Here is a 14,418-nt window from a genome sequence, read left to right on the forward strand (position 1 = left end):
AAAATGAGCCATATTTTCATGGCGAAATCTCCTTAATTTAAGAAAGCGACCGGAGGGCTCAGATGCCCCAGGGTGCCGCCATCCAGGTCAGGATATGCGCGACGATCGCGACGGCGAGGAACGCCAGGAAGCTTTTGGTGAAATAGGAATGGAATTCCCGCGCCTCGGCCTCGGTCAGGCCCGACAGGCTCGTCCTCTCGTGGTGGTGGGGGTCGTTCAGATCAGCCATTGGTAGTCTCCTTTCGCTTGCAGTCTTTTTTCGTCCAAGAATCGAGCCGGGCGGTTATTCAGCCCGGCAATTGGTAGATCATCGCCGCCGAGCTGCGCGCACGGGCATAGGCGTCGCGCACCAGCGGCTGGCCCGGTGCATCCCGCCCGCGCCGCACCAGCCCGCTCGCCAGGCAGGCTGGAAAAAACGCAGAGGCGATGATGGAAATGGCCATGTCGTGCCGTTCCCACCCGGGATGGTTGGCGAAGGGGCGCGATGCGCGCGCATCGCGGTTGGCCTCGGGTGCGGCCCAAATATCTTTCGCTAGCGGCTTCATGCAGCACTCCCTTGCGTGGCGAGATCGACCATTTCGGCCGCGACCGTACGGCTGCCGCGACGCCGGGCTTCGGCTTCGGCGGCATCGCGCAGGGTCTTGGCGGCGGAAATCCGACTGAGAACGGGGGCGCGGGCGATGGCGCGTTCGAACAGCGCGCGTGCCTCCTCGTCCCATTCGAAACTGTCGCCGCCCTCTCTGGCGAGGGTGGGATCGGCGCGGTCGAGGCGGCTGGCGAGCGGAATGATGTCGAACAGCGTGTCGAACAGCGCGTTGCACACTTCCTGCACCAGCCACATCGCGCCTGCGTAACCCATCACCGGCGTACCGGTATGCCGCCGCACCACCGCGCCGGGGAAGGATGCGGGGATGTAGGCGCTTTTCGCGCACGCTTCTGCAAGATAGATCCGCTCGTTGATCGATCCGAACACGATCGCCGGCGCGCGTTCGGTGATCTGAGACCGAACGGCATCGTTATCGGGCTTCTCGCCCGCCTTGCGGCTGACCGCGAAGGCGCAGGGCATGCCCATGTCGTCGGCCAGGAATTGCCGCACGCCGCGGGCATAGGTCTCGTTCGCGACGATCCCGAAATCGGCGGTGGCGAAGAAATCCTGCGTTACCGAGCGCCACAGGTCCCACAGCGGAGCAAGCGTCGTCTTCTTCTCGCGCGCGATGAACGGTTCGGGATCGACCCCCAGTTCCGCCGCCAGCGAGCGCAGGAAAGCGGTCGTCGAATGCATCCCGATCGGGGCCTGGAAGAACGGCCGCTCCAGCGCTTCGCACAGCATCCGGCCGTATTCGCGATAGAGGCAGATGTTCGCATCCGCCTCGTTCAACTTCTTCACGTCCTTCAGCGAGGAGCCGAGCGGGAACTCCATGTTCACCTCGGCCCCCAGCCCCTCGACCAGGCGGCGGATCTCGGCGAGGTCGCTCGGCTGGTTGAACATACCGTAGGCGGGGCCGATGATGTTGACCCTGGGCCGCTCGCCATCCTTGCGTTTGCGCGGGCGAACCTTGCCGCCAAATTCGGTCCACAGATACAGCAGAGAGCGATCCGCCGCCTGCCACTGATCCTCGTCGATCGTGCGCGGCAGGAAGCGCTTGAGATTGGAACCTTCGGGCACCAGCCCGCCACCGATCATCTCGGCGATGGAACCCGTGACGATGATGGCGGGCCGGTCCGGATCGAGTGTTGCGCCCGCACGGGCCAGCGCCTGCTCGGTCCCGCTCTTGGCCAGTTCGTCTTCCGACAGGCCGGTGACGCGGATCGGCAACGCGTGCGGTGGCAATGCGTCGGTGTAGTGGAGAACAGATGTGACCGGCAGGTTCTCACACCCGACCGGCCCGTCGATCACCACCTGCAGCCCGTCGAGCGCGGTGAAGCAATAGACCGCGCCCCAATAGCCGCCCGCCCGGTCGTGATCGATCACGAGCATCAGGCGGCCTCCTCTTCGAAGAAGGCGCGCATCGTCTGCATCCGGTCCTTCCCGCGGATCGCGCCGTTCACCACTTCGGCGATACCGCCGGGCCCGGCGGGGCCCATCAGCGGACGGGCGGAGATGAGGTTGGTGAAGTAAAGCGCCGGGGTGCCGCGCTCCTTCGCATGCTGGACGACTGGGGTGGTGCCGATGGCGAGGTCTGGCTCGAACGCCTCGTAGGCAGCGAGATCGTCCTCTAGCGCGGCGCGAAACTTTACCGCGACACCCTTCGCTTCCAGCCAGGCCGCGTCGTCGGCGGAGAAGCGCGTCTTCGGGCAGGCAGTGCCGACATAGCGGACGTCCGCCCCGCTCTCCACCAGCAGCCGCGCGACGATCAGCTCGGAGCCTTCGTAGCCCGACAGCGTGATGCGACCCTCGATCGGGACCTGCGCCAGAGCGCCCCTGATCGCGCCGCCCATCGCGTTCTGCGCCACGGCGATCTTCTCGCCCGGCACACCGCAGGCCGCGCCGATGGCGGCGAGCCAGGAATGCGTACCCTCGACACCGACCGGGGCGCTTCCGACCACATCGCGGCCCGCAGCTTCGAACTCGCGTACGCTGGCGGTGTAGAAGGGGTGGATCGCTGCGACCGCGGCGCAATCGAGTGCGGCGTAGAGCTCGCGCCATTCGCGTGTCGGCACGCTCGGGCCGGCGGCGAGGCCGAGCGGTGTCAGCATCTGTCCGATGATGATCGGATCGGCGGGGAATACCTCGCCCAGCAGGGTCACGGTCGGCTTGCCGCTGTCGTGGTCGGGCAGCGGCATGACCGGCCCCGCCTCGATCTCCTTGCGTGCATAGGCCAGCATCGCGCCTGCCAGCACATCCTTTGCCTCGGCATGGGTGGGCACACCGAAACCGGGGACGTCGATACCGACGATGCGCACGCCGTTGATCTGCTTGGGCAGCAGGCGCAGCGGTACGCCGCTCGCGGTAGGAACGCACAGGTTCGTGACCACGATCGCATCGTATTTGTCGGGGTCCGCCATCTGGTGGACAGCGTCGCGGATATCCTCGAACAGCTTGCCGGTGACGAGCGTTTCGGAATTGAACGGGACGTAGCCCACGCTGCGCCGCGCACCGTAGAAGTGGCTGGTGAAAGTGAGGCCGTAGACGCAGCAGGCGCTGCCCGACAGGATCGTCGCGGTCCGCTTCATGCGCAGGCCGACGCGCAAGGACCCGAAGGCCGGGCACATGCTCTGCGGCTGGTCGTGCGGGCCGGTGGGATAATCCTTCGCGAACTGGTCCAGGATCTCGCCCGCGCCCTGTTCGGCGGCATCGGCCCGGACTTGCGCCGCGTCGCCATGGCAGCCGATGCCTTCCGCCGGATCGGCCGCGGACGTGCTCTGGGGTGCATCGAGAGGTGCGTCCAGGCTCACGCCGGCAACTCCTCGTAAATGACCTCGAGCGATTTCTTCTGCGGGATCGGGCGTCCGTGCATGTCCTCCTGGCTCGCCGGCTGCAGCGTGACGTTGCCGCCCGTATCCTCCGGGCTGAACAGGCCGAGCAGTTCGTCCTGCTCCAGCGGCTTGGGCGGGATCGGCGGGGCGGTGGAGACGTTTTCGGAGAGCTGTTCGAACAGCGGTGCCCACGGCGTGCCCGGCTTGCCGATAATCTGGTAGTTGGCGCTCTTGCGCCGGATATCCTCGTCCGCCGGAATCGCGGCGAGCACGGGAATGCCGACCGCTTCGGCGAAGGCCGCCGCCTCGCCCGTACCGTCATCCTTGTTCACGACCATGCCGGCGACGCCGACATTGCCGCCCAGCTTCGAGAAATAGTCCACCGCCGAACAGACATTGTTGGCGACGTAGAGCGATTGCATGTCGTTCGAGCCGACGACGATCACCTTCTGGCACAGGTCGCGCGCGATCGGCAGGCCGAAGCCGCCGCACACCACGTCGCCGAGAAAATCGAGCAGGACGTAGTCGAAGCCCCAGTCGTGGAAGCCCAATTTCTCCAGCGTCTCGAAACCGTGGATGATGCCGCGCCCGCCGCACCCGCGACCGACTTCCGGCCCGCCCAGCTCCATCGCGAACACGCCATCGCGCTTGAAGCAGACGTCCTCGATCCGGACCTCGTCTCCCGCCAGCTTCTTCTTGGAAGATGTCTCGATAATGGTGGGGCACGCCTTGCCGCCGAACAGCAGGCTGGTGGTGTCGCTCTTGGGATCGCAACCGAGCAGCAGCACGCGCTTGCCCTGTTGCGCCATCATGTAGCTGAGGTTCGACAGCGTGAAGCTCTTGCCGATACCGCCCTTGCCGTAGATCGCGATGATCTGCGTTTCCTTCTTCGCGGCGACATCGTCGTCGATGGCTTCCGAACAGTCGATCAGATCGCGTTCCGGGCGGATGGGTTGGTCGAGCGTCATGCGTCTCCCCAGTCGAGGACCATCTTGCGACAGGCAGGGCCCTCAAAAGCTTGTGGATAGGCGGCGGCGATTTCGCGCGCCGGGCGATGATGGGTGATGAGGCCGTCTAGCGAGAGGCGCCCGTCCGCGATCAGGCGCAGCACGGCGTCCATGTCGGCAGGCGCCCATTCGGCCGCGATGCGAAAGCGCGCCTCGCGCATGAAGGCTGGCGCGAAGGGGAAGCTGACCGCACCGGGGTAGAAGCCTGCAAGCACGATCTCGCCACCCCTGGCGATGCGTCCGATCAATTCGGGCAGGAGTGCGGCGTCGCCGCTGCAATCATAGATCGCGGCGTAATCGCGGCGCTCGTCGCTCTCGGCGTCGGTGACGCAATAGTCGAAACGACCCGCGCGGCGCGCCGGGTCTTTCTCCCAAACGACAGGAGAGGCCATGCCCCTGGCGATGGCGATGCGGGTGAGCAGCCGCCCCAGCGTGCCGTGGCCGACGATCAGCTCAGGCGCGCGGGCGTCACGCGCCGCGAGCGCATGATGCGCAGTCGCCGCCAGAGCCAGCAAGACGCCGCGTTCGTCGCCCATCGCGGAATTGTCGACCAGCCTGTCGGCTTTCACCACCAGATGGCGCGCATTGGCCCCGAACAGAGAACGCGCATCGGGGAAACAGTGCGCGCCCGGCACGAAGACCCGGTCGCCGTTCCGGCACGTGGCACCCGCGCCCGCATCCACCACGCAACCGACAGCCTCGTAGCCGGGCACCAGCGGATAACCCATGCCGGGGAATTGCGGCATCGCGCCGTCCCACAGCAGCTTCTCGGTTCCGGTGGAAATGGCGGCGTGGTCGATCTCGACCACCACCTCGCCTTCGGCGGGATCGCGCAGGGCGAGGTCCGCAAGACTGATATGACCGGGCTTGGATAGCATGGCGGCAGTAGTGCGCATCTCGCTCTCCCAATTCCGAGTCAGCGTGGAGAATGACACTTTGCTTGAGCCGTGTCAATTTTGACAGACAGCTAGTGGTGTCCAAACTCAAGAACGGTCAGTAGTGAATTCCCGGTGCGGCGGTTGCGCACGAGCGTCAGGCCGGTTTGGTTGGCGAGATCTTCGATCTGCGCGCGGGTACGCAAACGGCCCGATCCCATCGCACCGAAATAGGCGGTGAAATATGCGGATTGGGCATCGCGGCCCGCGCGTCTGGTCGGCTCCCCCACGATGGCGATACCGGCGGGCGCCAGCGATTCCTTCGCCTGCCGCAACAGGGTAATGGCTGCTCCATCATCCAGGTCGTGGAGTAGGCGCAGCATCAGCACACAGTCGTGGGACGCCAGCTGCGGCGCGCGGTTGTCCCTTGCCTGGAACGTGACTCGCTCGATTAGACCTGCCGCACGGATGCGCGCATCCGCCAAAGGCGCAACGGCCGGGAGGTCGAGGACGCGGATCGAGGGTTTCGAATAATTCCGGGCGATCATGACTGCGAGCGACGCGTCCCCCCCGCCCAGTTCGAGGATCGTTTCGAACCGATCGAAATTGACCGTATCGAGCAGCGGCTCCGCCACCAAAGACAGCGACTCGCGCATCAATTGGCTGTATTCCTCTGGCCGTCCTGGCCCTCCCGAATATGGCCAGAACCGAGCCAGCTCACCCTCGCCCCGCCCTTCCAGCACCGCTCGCCAGCCTACGAGATCGGCGTGCAGCAAAGTGCCATGGCGGATCATCGCCCGCACGCCCGGTTCGCGCGCAGCGACCAGCCCGCGCGTGGTAAGGGCAACCAATTCGCCGTGGCGCTCGATCAGCCCGCACGCCTCACCCAAGCTTAGCAGACGAGCCACGGCGGGAGGGGAGATATCCAGACACGAACCGATCCGAGCTACAGACGATGGCGCATCGGCAAGCACATCGAACAGCCCGGTTTCCAGAAAGGCGACCAGCGTCTGAGAACGCACGGCCCCGGCCATCTCATCGAACAGGGCGCGGCGGTGGCGCTCCGCGATCGATCCTCCGAAAGGCAGACGTTCGAGCGCGCGGCGACGCCCACGATTTCCGAGGAGCCAGTATCGTAGATGGGCCAACCCGAACGACATCCCTGCTTTTTGACAGTGCTGACTGTCCAATGCAATGGACATGCACGGCGTGGAGTGGCACTCTCCCCGTCGATGAACGAAGTGCAGGTTATCATCGTCGGCGCGGGAATCGGCGGGCTTACCGCCGCGGTCGACTGCGCCGGACGCGGACTGGACGTTCTCGTCCTCGAACGAGCCGCCGCGCCTGGGGGCAAGATCGCAACCGCCATGGTCGGCGGGAAGAGCGTCGACGCCGGCCCCACCGTCCTCACCTTGCTCGAAGTGTTCGACGAGCTGTTCGAAAGCGCCGGGCTGCGCCGTGAGGATTTCGTGACGGCGGTCCCGCTCGACGAGCTTGCGTGTCATTACTGGCCGGGCGGCAGTTCGCTCTCGCTCCATTCGGATATCGAGAAAAGCGCGGCCGCGATCCGCGCCTTTGCGGGGGCGCAGGAAGAACGCGGGTTCCGTGCGTTCTGCGAAGCCTCCGGAGCGATATATCAGGCGCTGCGCGATACGTTCATGTTTCACGACCGGCCCGCGAACCCGCTGAGCCTGATGCTGCGCGGCGGCGTTTCGGGACTGTCCGGTTTTACCCGGCTCGATCCGTATCGGCCCCTGGCCGCAATGGTAGGCGAGCATTTCCGCGACCCGCGGCTGCGCCAGCTGTTCGGGCGTTACAGCACCTATTCGGGTAGCTCGCCCTTCGTGGCGCCCGCCACCCTGGCGCTGATCGCCGAAGTGGAGCGGCGCGGCGTGTGGCGGATCGAGGGCGGGATGGCGGCGGTCGCAAGCGGTCTCGAACAGGCGGCGCGGGCGCTCGGCGTGCGCTTCGCCTATGATTGCGAGGTTGCGAGGGTCGAGACCCGTGCCGGCCATGTGCAAGGGGTTACGCTGGCCGGCGGTGAGCGGATCGAGGCCGAACAGGTCGTTCTGAACGCCGATGCAGCCGCTCTCGCCGATGGGCTGTTCGGCGACGCCCCAGCCCGCCGCACGCGCGCTTTCGATGCGGGCGACCGGTCCTTCTCCGCCTTCACCGTCGCGCTCGACGCGCGGCTGAAGGGTGTCGCACCGGCCCATCACACGGTCTTCTTCTCTGCGGACAGCCGCGCGGAATTCGATGCGCTGGCTGCCGGGAGGATGCCGAAAGAGCCGACCGTCTATGCCTGTTTCCAGGACCGGGTCGAGGGTGCCCCGCCACCGACCGGGCCGGAGCGCGCTCTGCTGGTCCTCAACGCGCCCGCCGACGGGGACCGCCATGCCTATTCTGCCGAGGAGATCGACCGGTGTACGAACAACGCCCTCCTGACCATGGCCCGCGCGGGCCTCTCGATCGAGATGGCCGCCCCGCCTTCGATCTCGACACCTTCGGATTTCGCACGCCGTTTTCCTGCGACCGGCGGGGCGCTCTACGGCCGGGCTTCGCATGGGTGGATGGCTTCGTTCCGCAGGCCCGGCGCCCGGACGGCGATCCCTGGCCTGTACCTCGCGGGCGGCAGCGTGCACCCGGGCGCGGGCGTGCCGATGGCCGCGCTGTCGGGCCGCGCGGCGGTACGGGCACTCGTCCTGGACCGCGCTTCGACATCGACCTTCCGCAAGGCGGCTACGCCTGGTGGTATATCGACGCCTTCAGCGAGGACCGGCGCCACGGCCTGACGCTGATCGGTTTCCTCGGCAGCGTCTTCTCCCCTTACTACGCCCACGGCTACCGTGCGGAGCCGCTCGACCATGCCGCGATGAACGTCGCGCTCTATGGCCCGGCTGCGCGCTGGACCATGACCGAGCGGGGCGCGGAAGGCGTCCATCGCAGCGCCGACCGGCTCGCCATCGGGCCGAGCGGGATGGAGTGGCGCGGCGACCACCTCCATATCGACATCGCCGAAACCACCCCGTGGCTGCGCCGCCGGGTGCGCGGCACCGTGAAGGTATGGCCCGAGGCACTGGTGGACCGCCCGCTGGCGCTGGGCCGGACCGAGCGGCATTTCTGGTGGCCGATCGCCCCCTGCGCCCGGATCGAGGTCGAGCTGACCGAGCCGGCCCTCAGATGGAGCGGGACCGGCTATCTCGACATGAATATCGGGGCCGAACCGATCGAAAACGGCTTTTCCATGTGGGACTGGAGCCGGGCGACGCTGGCGGACGGGCGCACCGTCGTGCTCTACGATCTTTATCCCCGCGACGGATCGCCCACCAGCCTGGCGGTGCAATTCGACCCGGCCGCAGAAGTGACCGAGATCGACCTGCCCGCCCCCGCCGACCTGCCGCCGACGATGTGGCTGATGGGCCGCCGCACCCGCGCCGATGCAGGTGCCCGCCCCCAGGTAACGAAGACTCTGGAGGACACGCCCTTCTACGCCCGTACCCGGCTGAAGACCCAGCTGTTCGGCGAGGAGGTCGAGGCGATGCACGAAAGCCTTTCGCTAAACCGCCTGCGCAGCCGCGCGGTGCAGTTCATGCTCCCCTACCGCATGCCCCGCATCGCCGAGCGCCGCACCAAGCCGCGCGTTCCCTGGCCGATCGTCTGGCGCCCGCCGGAGGGGTGACGAAGGTGACAGGGCGTCACCTTCAGGAATCTCTCCTAAATCATTATACGAAATAACAAAGATGCCTCCGACAGCTGGCGGACGGACAGGGGGACGAGAGCGCAAAACGGAACCGTTCGTAACGAAACGCCTTTCCTTAAGGCGAACGGGGGATGTAGGAAAATGTGCGTTCCAACCGGTGGCCTGCACGGTTGCGATGGAGAAGTTGACGGCGCGGGGACGACGCGCGATACCTCGCCTTCATTTCGCCCGCCCGGTGCGGCTCATCCCGGCCTCGCAACCTTCTCGCAAACGGCCCTTGGCCTATGTCGGCCTCGCATCTCCAACTCCATCACCTGCGGTCGGCATGGCCTAGCCAGTGCGGCAGGCCGATACGAGGCGGCGGGTTCAAACCGCGTGTTAGCTCTTTCAGTCTAGAGGCGAATTATGGCCGATCAGAATGGCGATACCAGCAAGCTTCGATCTTCGGGACAGGCGCACCGCGCGATCTCTCCCGTTCGCCACAAGGGCGTCGGCTTCGAAGGGGCGAGCGGGCTGCTGTTCGAACAGGCCATGGCGCAGACGCGGATGGCCGTGTGCCTGACCGACCCGCGCCAGCCCGATGATCCGATCGTCTTCTGCAACGAGGCGTTCGAACAGCTGACCGGCTACCGAAGCGACGAGATCGTGGGTCGCAATTGTCGTTTCCTGCAAGGGCCGGATACCGACCAGGCGCAGGTCGCCAAGATCCGCGATGCCATCAACAGCGAGGAGGTCGTGGTCGTCGAGCTGCTCAATTATCGCAAGGACGGCTCCAGCTTCTGGAACACCCTGCACCTCGGCCCGATCTACGACGCCGACGGGAAGCTCACCTATTTCTTCGGCAGCCAGTGGGATGTGACCGATATCCACCAGTCGCGCGCCGAGGAACGCCATGCAAAGGCCTTGGCCCGCGAAATATCCCACCGGATGAAAAACGTCTTCGCGGTGATCGGCGGTATCGTGAACATCACCGGGCGGTCGATGCAGGCGCGGGACGTCGCGCGCAAGATCAACGATCGGGTGCAGGCCCTGGGGCGGTCGTACGAACCGACGCTGGACGATGCCGTGCTCGGCACGATCCAGGTCGGTCAGGCCATACGCGCGGTGTTGCAGCCTTACGATCCGGAAGGCGACCGCTTCGAGTTCGCGGGTAACGGCACACGTACGGAGCCAAACGCGATTTCGGCAATCGGCCTCACGCTCCATGAACTGGCGGCCAATGCGACCAAGTATGGCGCGCTTTCGAACGAGACCGGACGGGTCGAGGTGGCGTGGTCGCATATCAAGGACAAGCTCGGGCGCAATTCGCTCGAAATCGTCTGGACCGAACGCGGTGGGCCGCAGGTCGACGGTCCGCCCGCCAGTACCGGGACCGGGTTCGACATCGCGGATACGCTCCTGGCTCACTCGCGGGGCACGATGGAACGCGACTGGAACCGAAGCGGTCTGACGGCCACGATTACCGTTCCGATTCAATAAGGTAAGGCATGAAAACTTTTCTTGTTCTCGAAGATGAACCATTGATCGCAATGGACCTGAAGTTCGCTTTCACCGATGCGGGGCACGACGCCGTAACCGCGGTCGACAACGAGGAAGCGCTGGCCTGCATTGAAGAAAAGACCATCTCCGGCGCGATTCTGGATGTCAGCCTGGGAAAGGGCAAGACATGCAATCCGACAGCCGATCGGCTGCTGGAACTCGGTCTGCCCTTCGTATTGCATACCGGGGATCTCGACCGGGTCGGCGAACATTTGCGGAATATCGACGCGCCGGTGATCGCGAAACCTCGCCCGGCAGATGACGTGGTCGCTACGCTGCTCGCCATGGTGGAAGAACGAAACGACGGTTGATTGCGGGATCGGGTCGACAGAGGTCATTCCCCGATCGCGTCAGCCACCGCTCCCTCGATTGCCCGCGCGACCGCTTCGGCATCTTCTTCATGGGCCAGATGCCCCAGGCCGGGCAGCGCCCGTACTTCGGCGCCTTCGACCACCTTCGCCACTTCGCGCTGCTGGGCGGGCGGGACGAAGCCGTCGCCTTCCGGGACCAGCAGGGTTAGCGGTGTCTCCAACTGCGGCAGGTCGCGCGCCAGTGCCTCCAGATCCCAGTTCGCCATCAGCGCCAAGGCGGCATCGACATGGCTCGAATGCCGGAACAGCGAGGCGTAAAGGTCGCGCTGGCGGGCGTCGATCCGCGAGCCCGTCTGCGCCAACATCCGGTCCACCGCGCCGGTGCTGCGCGCGCGCCATGCCATCAGTGATGGCACCAGCGGGTTGAGGAAAAGCAGCTTCGCCGCGGCCGGAAACAGGTGCCGCGCCGCGCCGCCCATCGGCAGGATCGCCCCCGCCAGCGCCACGATCCGCTCCGGCGCAATCAATCCGTCCAGCGCCATGCGCAGCGCGATTGCCGCACCCGCCGAATGGCCGAGGACATAGTGCGGGGCGAAGTCCTCTTCGCGCAATAGGTCCGCCACGGCGCGCGAGACATAGGGCAGCGACAGGATACCGCTGGCGCGCGGGCTGGTGAAACCGTGGCCGGGCAGATCGGGCGCAAGCAGGGTGAAACGTTCCGCCAGCAGCGGCCAGATCGGCCCCCAGCTATGCGTCGCCGCGCCGGTGCCGTGGAGCAGCAGCATGTTCGGACCGCTGCCGCCGCGCTGGACATGCCAGCGATGGCTACCCGCGCGGACGAACGTACTCGCCTCGCGGTTCGGCCATGAGCGGCCCTCGCGCTGCCAGTCGGGGCGGCTCATGCGGCGCGGGCCCGAGCTTGAGCCTCGCTGGCAACGCCAGAAAGCGCCTCGCGGTCGAGCCGGGGTAGCGCGTAGTACCGGGCCTTCATCGCCGCCGCGAGCTCGCGAACGACCGGGCGGCTGCGCGCGCCGCAATCGACCACCAGTGCCGGAATGCCGGACCGTGCGACGCTCTCCGCCACCGCCAAGGCGTCTTCCTGCGCCCGGGCACGGTCTGGCCGACCCTCCAGATCGATATTGCCGCCGCCGTCGGTAACGACGACCAGCAGCACCGCCCGGCCCGCCACGCGCGCGGCCAGCGCTTCGCGTAATCCCTCGCGCATTCCCGCGGCGAGCGGCGTGCCCCCTCCGCCCGCCAGCCCCGCCAGCAGGCGCTGCGCGCGGGCCAGCGAGCGGGTGCGCGGCAGGACCGTTTCGGCCTGCGCCCCGCGAAAGGCGACCAGCGCGGCCTCGTCCCGGCGGACGTAGCTCTCAGCGAGCAATTGCTCGACCGCACCCTTGACCTCGGCCAGCCGGGCCAGCGCCGCCGAGCCCGAGGCATCGATGGCGAACACCGTTGCGCTGCGCTGGCGCGGCTGGCGCTCGCGATAGCGGATGTCGTCGCGCCGGATTTGCAGCCTCTCACCCCCGCCTCGCGCCTGACGCGGCGCAGCGGCGATCAGCGTGCCGAGCAGGTCGAGCCGGCGCCCGTCGCGCGGCAACCCCTTGCGGCTGCGCCCCAGGCGCCCGCGCGCGGCCGCCATGCCCCTCTTCGCCGTGCTGCTGCCCGCCCCGGCTCCGCGCAATCCGCCGCGATGCGCGGAAGCGATGCCGGATGCCAGTGCCGCGGCCTCCGCCTCGACCACGATCTCGCCCGCGTCGGGCGGTGCCATCTCGTCGTCATTGTCGGTTTCGCGTGACCCGCCCGCGTCGTCGGTTTGCTCTTGCGGTTCCGGCTCCGGCGGTTCGCCTTCGGTCTCGGGCAAAGCCGTGGCGCGCGGTGCGAGGACGGTGCGGGCAACGAACCCGAACGCTTCCGCCCGGCCCCACAGCGCCGCCGCCGCGCGCGCGACATTCCAGGCGTGGAGCAGGGCGCGCGGATCGCGGATGGCCAGCCGCTCGCACGCATCGGCCAGTGCCTCTAGGTCGGACTGGCTCACTTCGCCCGGTGCGGATGGGGGTTCTCCGCCGGAAATGTCCGCCAGCGCGACGCGATGGAGATCGAGCAACACCGGCGCGCGAGCGGCCAGGGATGGCGGCAATGCCGCGTCGTCGCCCTCCCCGCCCTCGTCGATCAGCACAGTCCGCGCGTCTTCGTCCGCCCGTTCCAGCGTAGCGGCGAGCAACGCCGTGAGGTCGGGCCGCAGGCGCTCGCAACCGGTCACCAGGAGCAGCTTGCCCCGCGCCCGCTCGGCAAGGGTGCGATGGCGCACCGCGCGGCCCGCGGCGAGGCTGGCGAACACATCCGCCTCGCCCGCCAGCGCGGCCACATCGCTCTCGGGCGACAGACGCAGGATTTCGCGCCCGATGGTGCCGGTCACCCGCTCGAGAAAAGCGTCACGCGCAAAGCCCGGCCGCGCCCTCACGACCACCGCACGCAGGCCCGCGCCCATCAGCCGCGCAGCCATCATCGCGTCGCGCCACGCCCTCTCGCCGGCAGGCCCGCGATCGGTCACGCGAGTGTTTCGGCCATGGCGCGCTCGATCCGCGCCTGCGGGTCGCCGCTCTCCAGCGGATCCCGCCGCATCCGGTGGGACAACGCCATGAGCGCGATGCCCTTCAGATCACTCACGGTGACCTCCCCCTTGCCTGCCAGCGCGGCGGAGGCGCGCGCGGTGCGCATCAGGACCAGTTCCCCGCGCAAGCCGTCTGTACCGAGCGCAAGGCACAGCCTCGCCGCCGCTTCCAGCACCTCGTCCGGGATCGTGATATCGGCCAGCGCCTCGCGGCCGTTCACGATCCGGCGTCGCACCGCCAGGTCCTTGCGCCGCCATGCCTTGGCGAACCCGTCGGGATCGCGGTCGTAGGCGTCGCGGCGTTTCACGATCTCGATCCGGTCGGCAAGGTCGGTTGGGGTGCTGATCGCCACCGAGATTCCGAAGCGATCCAGGAACTGCGGGCGCAGCTCGCCCTCTTCCGGATTGCCGCTGCCGACCAGCACGAAGCGCGCCGGGTGCCGCACCGAGAGACCGTCGCGCTCGACCACGTTCTCGCCCGAAGCCGCCACGTCGAGCAGCAGGTCCACCAGATGATCCTCCAGCAGGTTGACCTCGTCGATATATAGGAACCCACGATGCGCGCGCGCGAGCAGGCCCGGCTCGAACGCCTTCTCGCCGTGGCCCAGAGCGCGTTCCAGATCGAGCGCGCCAGTGACCCGTTCCTCCCCCGCGCCCAGCGGCAGATCGACCATCGGGACCTGTCGCGAGACCGTCTCCGTCGGCTTGCGCTCGCGGCATTCCTCGCACCATGCGGAAACCGGCGCCGGGGCGCAGCCGAACCGGCAGTCGGCGTTTGCCTCGAGCTCAGGGAGAAGCGCCGCCAGCCCGCGAATGGCAGTCGATTTGCCCGCGCCCCGGTCGCCCATCACCAGTACCCCGCCCAAGCTCGGATCGACGGCCGCGCACAGCAGCGCGTGCTTCAGGCGATCCTGACCGACGATGGCGGAGAAGGGGAATGGCAAGCGGAACC

General features: G+C 67.3%; 14 protein-coding genes. 4 read left to right on the top strand and 10 right to left on the bottom strand.

The window, feature by feature from the left end; all coding sequences use genetic code 11:
• Nucleotides 1–58: 58 nt before the first annotated feature.
• The 7 genes from pufB to MKP08_RS00035 all read right to left on the bottom strand — a co-directional run bounded on the left by pufB (nt 59) and on the right by MKP08_RS00035 (nt 6,321).
• A complete protein-coding gene (pufB, locus tag MKP08_RS00005) occupies nt 59–229 on the bottom strand; it encodes a light-harvesting antenna LH1, beta subunit (protein ID WP_241554357.1) in 171 nt (56 codons plus the stop codon).
• 58 nt (nt 230–287) lie between these two features.
• Entirely contained in the window at nt 288–545 is a 258-nt protein-coding gene (locus MKP08_RS00010; RefSeq protein ID WP_241554358.1) for a hypothetical protein, read from the bottom strand.
• Nucleotides 542–1,981, bottom strand: coding sequence for a chlorophyllide a reductase subunit Z (gene bchZ / locus MKP08_RS00015; protein ID WP_241555618.1), 1,440 nt, complete (start codon nt 1,979–1,981; stop codon nt 542–544). Before bchZ ends, MKP08_RS00010 begins: the two co-directional genes overlap by 4 nt.
• Nucleotides 1,978–3,390, bottom strand: coding sequence for a chlorophyllide a reductase subunit Y (gene bchY, locus MKP08_RS00020; protein WP_373418093.1), 1,413 nt, complete (start codon nt 3,388–3,390; stop codon nt 1,978–1,980). The genes bchZ and bchY overlap by 4 nt, the downstream gene beginning before the upstream one ends.
• Before the next feature lie 2 nt (nt 3,391–3,392).
• Nucleotides 3,393–4,385, bottom strand: coding sequence for a chlorophyllide a reductase iron protein subunit X (locus MKP08_RS00025; RefSeq protein WP_241554359.1), 993 nt, complete (start codon nt 4,383–4,385; stop codon nt 3,393–3,395).
• Entirely contained in the window at nt 4,382–5,320 is a 939-nt protein-coding gene (gene bchC / locus MKP08_RS00030) for a chlorophyll synthesis pathway protein BchC (protein ID WP_241554360.1), read from the bottom strand. The genes MKP08_RS00025 and bchC overlap by 4 nt, the downstream gene beginning before the upstream one ends.
• Nucleotides 5,321–5,391: 71 nt before the next feature.
• Nucleotides 5,392–6,321, bottom strand: coding sequence for a methyltransferase (locus MKP08_RS00035; RefSeq protein ID WP_241554361.1), 930 nt, complete (start codon nt 6,319–6,321; stop codon nt 5,392–5,394).
• A gap of 192 nt (nt 6,322–6,513) precedes the next feature.
• Between MKP08_RS00035 and crtD the strand changes: the two genes are divergently transcribed.
• The 4 genes from crtD to MKP08_RS00055 all read left to right on the top strand — a co-directional run bounded on the left by crtD (nt 6,514) and on the right by MKP08_RS00055 (nt 10,849).
• Nucleotides 6,514–8,091 carry a 1-hydroxycarotenoid 3,4-desaturase CrtD gene (gene crtD, locus MKP08_RS00040; RefSeq protein ID WP_241554362.1) on the top strand — a complete coding sequence of 526 codons (1,578 nt, stop codon included), beginning with the start codon at nt 6,514–6,516 and terminating at the stop codon, nt 8,089–8,091.
• Between the two features lie 80 nt (nt 8,092–8,171).
• A complete protein-coding gene (locus MKP08_RS00045) occupies nt 8,172–8,978 on the top strand; it encodes a hypothetical protein (protein ID WP_241554363.1) in 807 nt (268 codons plus the stop codon).
• 426 nt (nt 8,979–9,404) lie between these two features.
• Nucleotides 9,405–10,478, top strand: a complete 1,074-nt coding sequence (locus tag MKP08_RS00050; RefSeq protein WP_241554364.1) for a PAS domain-containing protein — start codon at nt 9,405–9,407, stop codon at nt 10,476–10,478.
• 8 nt (nt 10,479–10,486) lie between these two features.
• Nucleotides 10,487–10,849: a response regulator gene (locus MKP08_RS00055; protein WP_241554365.1), complete on the top strand. Its 363-nt coding sequence runs from the start codon at nt 10,487–10,489 to the stop codon at nt 10,847–10,849.
• Between the two features lie 23 nt (nt 10,850–10,872).
• On the opposite strand, the gene bchO is transcribed toward MKP08_RS00055, so the two are convergent.
• From bchO to bchI, 3 genes are read right to left on the bottom strand one after another with little or no spacing between them, the layout of a single operon-like run.
• Complete coding sequence (gene bchO / locus MKP08_RS00060; RefSeq protein ID WP_241554366.1) at nt 10,873–11,751, bottom strand: alpha/beta fold hydrolase BchO; 879 nt, start codon at nt 11,749–11,751, stop codon at nt 10,873–10,875.
• A complete protein-coding gene (locus MKP08_RS00065) occupies nt 11,748–13,406 on the bottom strand; it encodes a VWA domain-containing protein (protein WP_241554367.1) in 1,659 nt (552 codons plus the stop codon). The genes bchO and MKP08_RS00065 overlap by 4 nt, the downstream gene beginning before the upstream one ends.
• The gene (gene bchI, locus MKP08_RS00070; protein ID WP_241554368.1) at nt 13,403–14,410 is read right to left on the bottom strand and encodes a magnesium chelatase ATPase subunit I; all 1,008 of its coding nucleotides are present in this window, start codon (nt 14,408–14,410) and stop codon (nt 13,403–13,405) included. Before bchI ends, MKP08_RS00065 begins: the two co-directional genes overlap by 4 nt.
• Between the last annotated feature and the right edge of the window lie 8 nt (nt 14,411–14,418).

Origin of the sequence: Erythrobacter sp. LQ02-29 (assembly GCF_022576075.2) — a bacterium.
GTDB lineage: Bacteria > Pseudomonadota > Alphaproteobacteria > Sphingomonadales > Sphingomonadaceae > Alteriqipengyuania.

Bases quoted from the DNA above. Each gene is read 5' to 3' on its own strand.
- MKP08_RS00010 (WP_241554358.1), bottom strand. From the start codon at position 545: ATGAAGCCGCTAGCGAAAGATATTTGGGCCGCACCCGAGGCCAACCGC.
- bchC (WP_241554360.1), bottom strand. From the start codon at position 5,320: ATGCGCACTACTGCCGCCATGCTATCCAAGCCCGGTCATATCAGTCTT.
- MKP08_RS00055 (WP_241554365.1), top strand. From the start codon at position 10,487: ATGAAAACTTTTCTTGTTCTCGAAGATGAACCATTGATCGCAATGGAC.
- MKP08_RS00045 (WP_241554363.1), top strand. From the start codon at position 8,172: ATGAACGTCGCGCTCTATGGCCCGGCTGCGCGCTGGACCATGACCGAG.
- MKP08_RS00025 (WP_241554359.1), bottom strand. From the start codon at position 4,385: ATGACGCTCGACCAACCCATCCGCCCGGAACGCGATCTGATCGACTGT.
- bchO (WP_241554366.1), bottom strand. From the start codon at position 11,751: ATGAGCCGCCCCGACTGGCAGCGCGAGGGCCGCTCATGGCCGAACCGC.
- pufB (WP_241554357.1), bottom strand. From the start codon at position 229: ATGGCTGATCTGAACGACCCCCACCACCACGAGAGGACGAGCCTGTCG.
- MKP08_RS00050 (WP_241554364.1), top strand. From the start codon at position 9,405: ATGGCCGATCAGAATGGCGATACCAGCAAGCTTCGATCTTCGGGACAG.